General features: G+C 58.9%; 10 protein-coding genes and 1 pseudogene. 8 read left to right on the top strand and 3 right to left on the bottom strand.

Features of this window, described 5'->3' with window-relative positions; genetic code table 11:
* Positions 1-18: 18 nt before the first annotated feature.
* From M5B99_RS20860 to M5B99_RS20885, 6 genes and pseudogenes are all read left to right on the top strand, one after another.
* Positions 19-939, top strand: a complete 921-nt coding sequence (locus M5B99_RS20860; RefSeq protein WP_248805799.1) for a hypothetical protein — start codon at positions 19-21, stop codon at positions 937-939.
* Positions 940-944: 5 nt separating this feature from the next.
* Complete coding sequence (locus tag M5B99_RS20865) at positions 945-1,355, top strand: GtrA family protein (RefSeq protein WP_248805800.1); 411 nt, start codon at positions 945-947, stop codon at positions 1,353-1,355.
* Positions 1,356-1,423: 68 nt separating this feature from the next.
* Positions 1,424-2,251 (top strand): class I SAM-dependent methyltransferase, encoded by an 828-nt coding sequence (locus tag M5B99_RS20870; protein ID WP_248805801.1) that lies wholly within the window; start codon positions 1,424-1,426, stop codon positions 2,249-2,251.
* Between the two features lie 41 nt (positions 2,252-2,292).
* Positions 2,293-3,438: a dTDP-4-amino-4,6-dideoxygalactose transaminase gene (gene rffA / locus M5B99_RS20875; protein ID WP_248805802.1), complete on the top strand. Its 1,146-nt coding sequence runs from the start codon at positions 2,293-2,295 to the stop codon at positions 3,436-3,438.
* A gap of 13 nt (positions 3,439-3,451) precedes the next feature.
* Positions 3,452-3,983, top strand: a pseudogene (locus tag M5B99_RS20880) (glycosyl transferase); the annotation flags it as partial.
* A gap of 128 nt (positions 3,984-4,111) precedes the next feature.
* Positions 4,112-4,450, top strand: a complete 339-nt coding sequence (locus M5B99_RS20885; RefSeq protein WP_248805803.1) for a ComEA family DNA-binding protein — start codon at positions 4,112-4,114, stop codon at positions 4,448-4,450.
* Positions 4,451-4,516: 66 nt separating this feature from the next.
* Here M5B99_RS20885 and M5B99_RS20890 read toward each other — a convergent pair whose 3' ends face one another.
* Positions 4,517-5,077 carry a TetR/AcrR family transcriptional regulator gene (locus tag M5B99_RS20890; RefSeq protein ID WP_248805804.1) on the bottom strand — a complete coding sequence of 187 codons (561 nt, stop codon included), beginning with the start codon at positions 5,075-5,077 and terminating at the stop codon, positions 4,517-4,519.
* A 164-nt stretch (positions 5,078-5,241) separates the two neighbouring features.
* On the opposite strand from M5B99_RS20890, the gene M5B99_RS20895 reads away from it, so the two are divergent.
* On the top strand, positions 5,242-5,895 hold the full coding sequence (locus M5B99_RS20895) for a GntR family transcriptional regulator (protein ID WP_248805805.1): 654 nt from the start codon (positions 5,242-5,244) through the stop codon (positions 5,893-5,895).
* Positions 5,896-5,910: 15 nt separating this feature from the next.
* Positions 5,911-6,762 (top strand): urea carboxylase-associated family protein, encoded by an 852-nt coding sequence (locus M5B99_RS20900; RefSeq protein WP_248805806.1) that lies wholly within the window; start codon positions 5,911-5,913, stop codon positions 6,760-6,762.
* 17 nt (positions 6,763-6,779) lie between these two features.
* On the opposite strand, the gene M5B99_RS20905 is transcribed toward M5B99_RS20900, so the two are convergent.
* Together M5B99_RS20905 and M5B99_RS20910 are read right to left on the bottom strand one after the other, a co-directional pair.
* On the bottom strand, positions 6,780-6,947 hold the full coding sequence (locus M5B99_RS20905) for a DUF2897 family protein (protein ID WP_103495866.1): 168 nt from the start codon (positions 6,945-6,947) through the stop codon (positions 6,780-6,782).
* A 121-nt stretch (positions 6,948-7,068) separates the two neighbouring features.
* Positions 7,069-7,650, bottom strand: a 582-nt coding sequence (locus M5B99_RS20910) for an amino acid permease (protein ID WP_248805807.1), incomplete at its 5' end; no start/stop codon positions are given.

Raw genomic sequence — 7,650 nt, forward strand, 5'->3', positions numbered from 1 at the left:
TTGACTTGAAGACATCTCATGTGGAAAAAACTAGGAAAGATATTCTGCGCAGAAGGACAGAGCGACTGGTTGTATTCTCACGCGATGATTCCCATTGCTGAGCAGGTGGACGGCGACCTGTATCGCATCTATTTCTCATCGCGTGACAAGAATAATCGCGGACACGGCGGCTTCCTCGAGATCGACATGCGGGACCCGACCAAGGTCTTGCGCGTCAATCCGGATCCGGTCCTCGAACCCGGCGACCTCGGATGTTTCGACGACAGTGGCGCCTTGCCCAATTCGATCGTCAACGTCGGTGGCCGCAAGCTGCTGTACTACACCGGGATCAACCTGGGCGTGACGGTGAAGATCCGCAACTCCATCGGCTTGGCCGAATGGAACGAGGCCACCCAGCGCTTCGAGAAGCTGTTCCGCGGCCCCGTCATTGACCGCACCCGCGATCTTCCTCACTTCGTCGCCACCCCTGAGGTGCAGTTCGAGGCCGGACGATTCAGGGCCTGGTTCACCTCCTGTGTGCGATGGGAGCAAGGCCTTTCGGAAGCGAAACACTTCTATCATCTCGAGTATGCTGAGTCCGCCGACGGGATCGAGTGGGAGCGCAACGGTACGGTTGCCATCGGGTTCCGTGACGAATACGAGTACGCCCTGGGTGTGCCGCGCGTGCTCAAGGATGCGGACATGTACCGGATGTGGTTCTGCTCCCGGGCCACGAAGGACTGCCCCACCTACCGGATCCGCTACGCGACCTCGTCCGATGGCGTGCAATGGACGCGACACGATGAGCAGGTGGGAATCGACGTATCGGAATCGGGTTGGGATTCGGAGATGATCTGTTACCCGTTCGTCTTCGATCATGCCGGTCGACGCTACATGCTTTATAACGGCAACGGCTATGGCAAGACGGGTTTCGGGATTGCCGTCTGGGGAGATGAGTGATTCTAATGCAGCGCTGGCGGCCCGTGATCAGGCCGATTCTCCGTTACGCAGTCATCGGCGTTGCCTGCAATGCCATCGGTTATTCGGCCTACCTGGCATTGACGTGGCTGGGCATCCCATTCAAGCTGGCCATGAGCTTCCTGTACGTGCTTGGCGTCTGCATCAGCTTCCTGGGCAACCGCAATTGGGCGTTCGAGCATCGCGGCAACGTCGTGGGGACGGCCTGGCGCTTCGGCCTGGCGCATGCAGCCGGCTATTTGCTCAACCTGGCCTTGCTGACGGTGTTTGTCGACAAGCTGGGATATCCTCATCAGTGGGTCCAGGGCGCTGCCATTTTCATTGTAGGAGGTTTCTTGTTCGTCCTTTTCAAGCTATTCGTCTTTCGTCATGACCAACCGGATGGGAACCAGGCGTGAAGATCTGTTCTGAATGCGAGACGCCGTACGCCTCGGAGCAATGGGTGTGCGTCCAGTGTGGATATCAGGTGGCTCGAAAGAACGGTTTTGCCGCGTTTGCGCCAGAACTCGAGGACAAGCAGGAGGGCTTCAAGGCCGACTTCTACGAGACTTACGCGCATCTTGAAAGCGGCCATTTCTGGTTCCGGGCGCGTGGCAGGTTGATTACATGGGCACTGACGAAATATGCGCCGCGCATGCGTTCATTTCTGGAAATCGGCTGCGGTACCGGCTTCATTCTGAGTCGGGTCGCCGCGGCGTTTCCGAAGGCCAGGTTGCTTGGCAGCGAGATGTTCTCGACCGGGCTGAAGTTTGCCTCCTCTCGCTTGCCCGATGCGGAGTTCGTGCAGATGGATGCGCGCGATATCCCTTACATCGACGAGTTCGAAGTGATTGGCGCGTTCGATGTCATCGAGCACATCGAGGCGGATAGGGTGGTGCTCCAGCAGATGCACCGTGCGCTGAAGCCCGGGGGAATCATGCTGTTGACCGTGCCCCAGCATCAGTGGCTGTGGAGCCAGGTGGATGAATATTCCTGCCATGTGCGGCGCTACGATGCCGCCGACCTGCATCGCAAGATGGAAGAGGCAGGGTTTTCCATCGTGCGCAGCACATCGTTCGTCTCGTTACTGCTGCCGGCGATGATGATTTCACGCGTCGCCAAGAAGCAACAGCGGGGCGATACGAGCGAGACCGCCGAATTAGTGGTACCCAAGGCGCTCAATGTGCTGTTTGGTTTTGTGATGTGGCTGGAGTGTTTGCTCATCAAGGTGGGAGTGAGTTTTCCGGTCGGTGCTTCCAGGCTACTTGTCGTCCGGAAAAAGAGTGGATACCCCCCACTTTTCACAACGACGTGATGTCTAGTTCGATCGATTAAAATTTGCGTGCGAAGGCTCAAATGGCGGAAGACAAAACGATCCAGTTCAATCGCCCCTACATGACGGGGAAAGAACTTTATTACATCGCTGAAGCCAAGTTCGGCAATGTCCTCGCCGGCGATGGCCCGTTCACCAAGCGGTGTCATGAGTGGTTGACCGAACGTACCGGGTCGAGCAAGGCCTTGCTGACCCACTCATGCACGGCAGCGCTGGAAATGTCCGCGTTGTTGTTGGACATCCAGTCGGGCGACGAGGTCATCATGCCCTCGTTCACGTTCGTTTCCACGGCCAATGCCTTCGTTTTGCGCGGCGGCGTTCCCGTGTTCGTCGATATCCGTCCGGATACTTTGAACCTGGATGAGACGCTGATCGAGGCGGCCATCACGCCGCGCACCAAGGCAATCGTGCCGGTTCATTATGCGGGCGTGAGTTGTGAGATGGATACGATCATGGAGATCGCCCAGCGTCACAACCTGAAGGTGGTCGAGGATGCAGCGCAGGGGGTCATGGCCGCTTACAAGGGCCGGGCTCTGGGAAGTATCGGCGACTTTGGCGCCTTCAGCTTCCATGAGACCAAGAACGTCATTTCGGGCGAGGGCGGCGCATTGCTCGTCAATGATCCTGCGTATGTGTTGCGCGCAGAAATCATCCGCGAAAAAGGCACTGACCGTAGCCGTTTCTTTCGCGGCGAGGTCGACAAATACACTTGGCAGGAAGTCGGGTCTTCATTCCTTCCAGGGGACCTGACTGCTGCGTTTCTCTGGGCGCAGTTGGAAGAGGCCGAATACATCACGCAGGCGCGGCTTGTCATCTGGCAGCGGTATCACGAATTGCTGGCGCCGCTGGAAACCAGCGGAGCACTGCGCCGGCCTATCGTGCCGACCGATTGCCGGCACAATGCGCACATGTACTACGTGCTGCTGCCCACAGGCGTGCCGCGACAAGCGGTGCTCGATGGCCTCAAGCGAGAGGGAATCAATTCGGTTTTCCATTACGTGCCTCTGCACTCCTCGCCGGCTGGCCAGCGTTACGGCCGTGTCCATGGCGCCATGGACAACACGGTGAGCCTCTCGGAACGCTTGCTGCGACTGCCGCTGTGGGTCGGTATGTCGGTCGAGCAGCAGGAACGTGTGGTGGAGGTCTTGCGGGACGAACTGTGTCGCTGATCCCCCCCCCGGTGTCGAGGCCATTTTTGTGTGCCTCGGAGCCTTGTCTATTGGGTGGGGGGTACGAGAGCCTGGTTTGGATTCCGCTGTGTCTGGCAATGGCCGTTGCCGGCTTTCTGTATTGGAGTTTTCCACCCGCGCGAATTTTCATGGGTGATGCAGGCAGCGGTTTTCTAGGCATTGTGCTGGGAGGGCTTTCTCTCCATGCGGCTTGGAGTGCGCCTCAGTTGCTGTGGGTATGGTTGATTTTGCTGGGGGTCTTTATCCTGGATGCGACGTACAGGCTGTTACGGCGCTTGCTACGGGGAGACAGGATCTATGAAGCTCACTGCAGTCACGCTTATCAATTTGCCTCCCGTCTGGCTGGGCGCCATCTACCTGTGACCTTGGTGGTGCTCGGGATCAATGTCGTTTGGTTATTGCCCATCAGCGTGTCTGTCGGTTTGTCCGTATTGGACGGCCTCACGGGTACGATACTGGCTTACGCCCCTTTGGTGTTTCTCGCGGTCAGATTTCGTGCCGGTGAGTTGGAGGCGGTTGGTTGATCGGTCATGGTCCGGGCGGCTCATATCCTGTAACGGACACACTTTTGACAGCGTCATCGCATCGCCTAAGTTTGGGAGGCAGCTTCGGAAAAGTTGCTTCAGCCCATCAATGCCATGGAGTGTCACTTATGCGTACAAACCTTCTCTCTTCCCTTGTTTTCGCCCTGCTGCTGGGTATCACCGGCGGGGTCAATGCGGCACCGACCGCGACCGCCAAGGCCGGCTCCCCGGCTCCCGCTTCAAGCCCGGCGGCGGCGAGCGCCACGTCCGGCAAGCTCAATCTCAATACCGCCGACGCCCAAACCATCCAGCACGAACTCTCCGGCATCGGTGAGGCCAAAGCCCAGGCCATTGTCGCCTATCGGGAAGCGAATGGTCGTTTCTCGTCAGTGGATGAATTGCTCGAAGTAAAAGGCATCGGCAAGTCGCTGCTCGACAAAAATCGCGACAAGCTTGATATCAACTGAATACATGCCATCAGCAGAAGAGGTCTTTCCAGTGAGCGGCCTCTTCTCAAGGCGTAAAGCGGCGTCTTACTCCACCTGGTCCTTCAAGTGCGCCTTCGTCACCGCCAGTATCTTTTGCGCCAGGGCCTCATCCTCGGCACTTCTGGATAGCACCAGGGCTCCCACCAGCGTCGCCAGCATGGCAATGCTTTGATCCTGCGCATCCGGGCCTGATCCCAGTGCGTCTTCCACCTGCCTGAGCCGCGACTCGATCACCGTATCCGTGGTCGGGCTCGGCTCCCCTCGCTGTCCCAGCTCCAGGCACATGGTCGGTAGTGGGCAACCGTGATCCTGGGTGGTCAGGTGCCACTCGGACAGATAGCTGTCGATAAAGGCCTGCAGCGGTTTGTCCTGGCTGAACAGCGTATCGCAGTGCACATCCAGCTCAGTCGCCGCTTCCTGCAGTGCCTTCTCCACCAGTTCATCCTTGGATTTGAAATGCGCGTAGAAGCCACCATGGGTCAGGCCCAGAGCCTTCATCAGCGGTTGCAGGCCAGTTGCGCCAATACCGTCACGTCGGAAGCGTGCGGCAGCCTCCTTGATGATGCGTTCGTGGGTCTGGGCTTTATGGTCTTGCGAATACCGCATGGCGGGCTCTCCAAATCGTTAAACCATGATAACCGTGACTTGTAGACGATTCGTCATGTTTTTTCGGGGATATGAGCGAGTAGGAAGGGCGGGGGAGTACAGAGCTGGCATGAATAGTGATTGTCCATTGATCTACGATTGTTGAACAATCCAAGGCGATAATCATGAGTACACAGCTGTCCCTGGCCGACCAGATTACCCTGGAGCTGCGCGCCGACATCATCGGCGGTCGCCTGCTACCGGGTATGCCGCTGGTCGAGAACGATCTGGTCAATACCTACAACGCCTCGCGCAACACGATTCGCGAGGCGCTCCATCGGCTCGGCCAGGAGGGACTGGCGCGTTACGTTCGGAACAAGGGCGTGATGGTACGTCGCCTGGGTGTCGAGGAGGTGCGCGATCTGTTTCAGGTGCGTCGGACCCTGGAGCTGCAGGCCATAACCCTGAGCAAGCCCCTGCGCGAATATCAGTCCGACCGCATGCTCGAGTCCATCGAGGCCGCCGAGCTGGCCCGCGAGCGTGAGGATTGGCGGGCCCTGGGCACCCACAGCCTGGCATTTCACCAGCATATCGTCGGCCTGATGCGCAGTCCGCTGTTCGATGAGTTCTTTACCAATATTGTCGCGCAATTGCGCCTGGTGTTTTGTGCGGCACCCGATGAGCAGCGTTTCCAGGCGCCCTGGCTGGCGCGTGATCGTTATATCCACGACCTGCTTGCCGAAGGTGACAAGCACGCCGCCGGGGAGGCGATGAGCCTGTACCTCGACGATTCCGAGCAGATGCTGCTCGACTTTTTAAGCCGTCCTTCCCATCACTGATCGAGGATCTTGAGCATGTACAAAGACTATCCCGCCGCCTATCAGGCTAGCAAAGGCTCGGCCTTGCAGGTGGATACCGCGTTTTACCAGCGCATTCGCGAGGAAAAGAGCGCTCGTACGCTGATCGAGCAGTTCGAGGTGCCAATTCGTACCGGGCGGGCCTGGAAGGTGCCGGCCGGCCACGTGTTCCGGGTGACCACGCCGGTTGGCCCACAGGTCGGTGACTTCAACGTCTGGAATGCCAACGACCCGCGCGAGCGTCTCTGGGCGGCCCGCACCCGTCAGTTGCAAGGCGCCCATGTCAGCACCCATGACCGGCTCTGGTCGAACCTGCCGTTCCTCCGTCCGCTGGTTACCATTACCGACGATAGCTTGGCCGGCTACGGGATCGACGAGCATGGCGGACGTCTGCATGATCTTCTGGGGACGCGCTGTGATCCGTATGTGAACAAGATGCTGACAGGGGAAGACTTCCATCATCACTGTCACTCGAACCTGACCCGCGCCGTCCTGCCGTATGGCCTGACCGAATTCGATGTCCACGATGTACTGAATATCTTCCAGTGCACGGGGCTCAATCACGACGACATGTATTTCATGAAGGCCTGCCCGGCGCAGAAGGGCGATTACCTGGAGTTTTTCGCTGAAATCGATCTGCTGTGTGCGCTGTCCACCTGCCCGGGCGGTGATCTTTCGCTGCCGATGTGGGGCCCTGAAGCCCAGGACCCGCTCAGCGTCTGTCGCCCGTTGGGGGTGGAGGTCTATCGGTTGGAGCCGTCACTGCTCGAAGGTTGGAGTTCGCCTGAGCGAGCCGCCTATAAAGGCCTGCATGGCTTGCATATCGCCAAGGCGGACTGGGAGAAATAACCAGAGGGAATGGACGATCAGCGATCCTTGGCGTCCTGGGCGTCCATCTCTGCGTTTCGTTCCTGGACGCGCCGACGCTGTTCGTCAGTCAGTTCCACTTTGTTTGCGGTGTCGCGCAACATCATCAGTCCACCGACGATGGAGCCGATGGCGACGACGATGATCAGCCAGGCATACCAGGGCATAAGGTTCTCCTAGATGGACCGTTTGCGGATGAGCATTTCATCCGCAAGGTCGGCCCTTACCACTTCGAGTCAAAAGATTTCTCGGTGGTTCCATTGTAAGCCCGATCGGTCCGAATAGCCCTTAAAGCCCGGTCAGCATTGCATCGGCCGGTGCCGCGGCACGCGATTGCCCGGTCAACAGGAAGTAGAGGAAGCCCGCGGCCATGAAGCCGAGGAAGATCAGGCCGATCAGGGTGTTGAACCAGGCCATCGCAATCAGGCACACCACCGCCAGGACCAGTGCGATCCCCGGGACGATCGGGTAGCCCGGCGCGCGGAAGCTGCGTTCCAGGTTCGGCTCGGTTTTACGCAATTTGAACAGGCTCAGCATACTGATGATGTACATCACGATGGCGCCGAACACCGACATGGTGATCATCGCCGCCGTCAGGCTCATGCCTTGCAGGTTGACCAGGCCGTCGCTGTAGATCGCCGCGATGCCGACCACGCCGCCGGCAATGATGGCCCGGTGCGGGGTCTGGAAGCGTGACAGCTTGGCCAGGTAGGCGGGCAGGTAACCGGCCCTGGCCAGGGCGAAGAACTGCCGCGAGTAGCCAAGGATGATGCCGTGGAAGCTCGCCACCAGGCCGAACAGGCCGATCCACACCAGCATGTGCATCCAGCTGGAGTTGCTGCCCACTACCGCTTTCATCGCCTGGGGCAA

The sequence above is a fragment of the Pseudomonas sp. MWU13-2100 genome, from assembly GCF_023242365.1.
Classification (GTDB): Bacteria; Pseudomonadota; Gammaproteobacteria; order Pseudomonadales; family Pseudomonadaceae; genus Aquipseudomonas.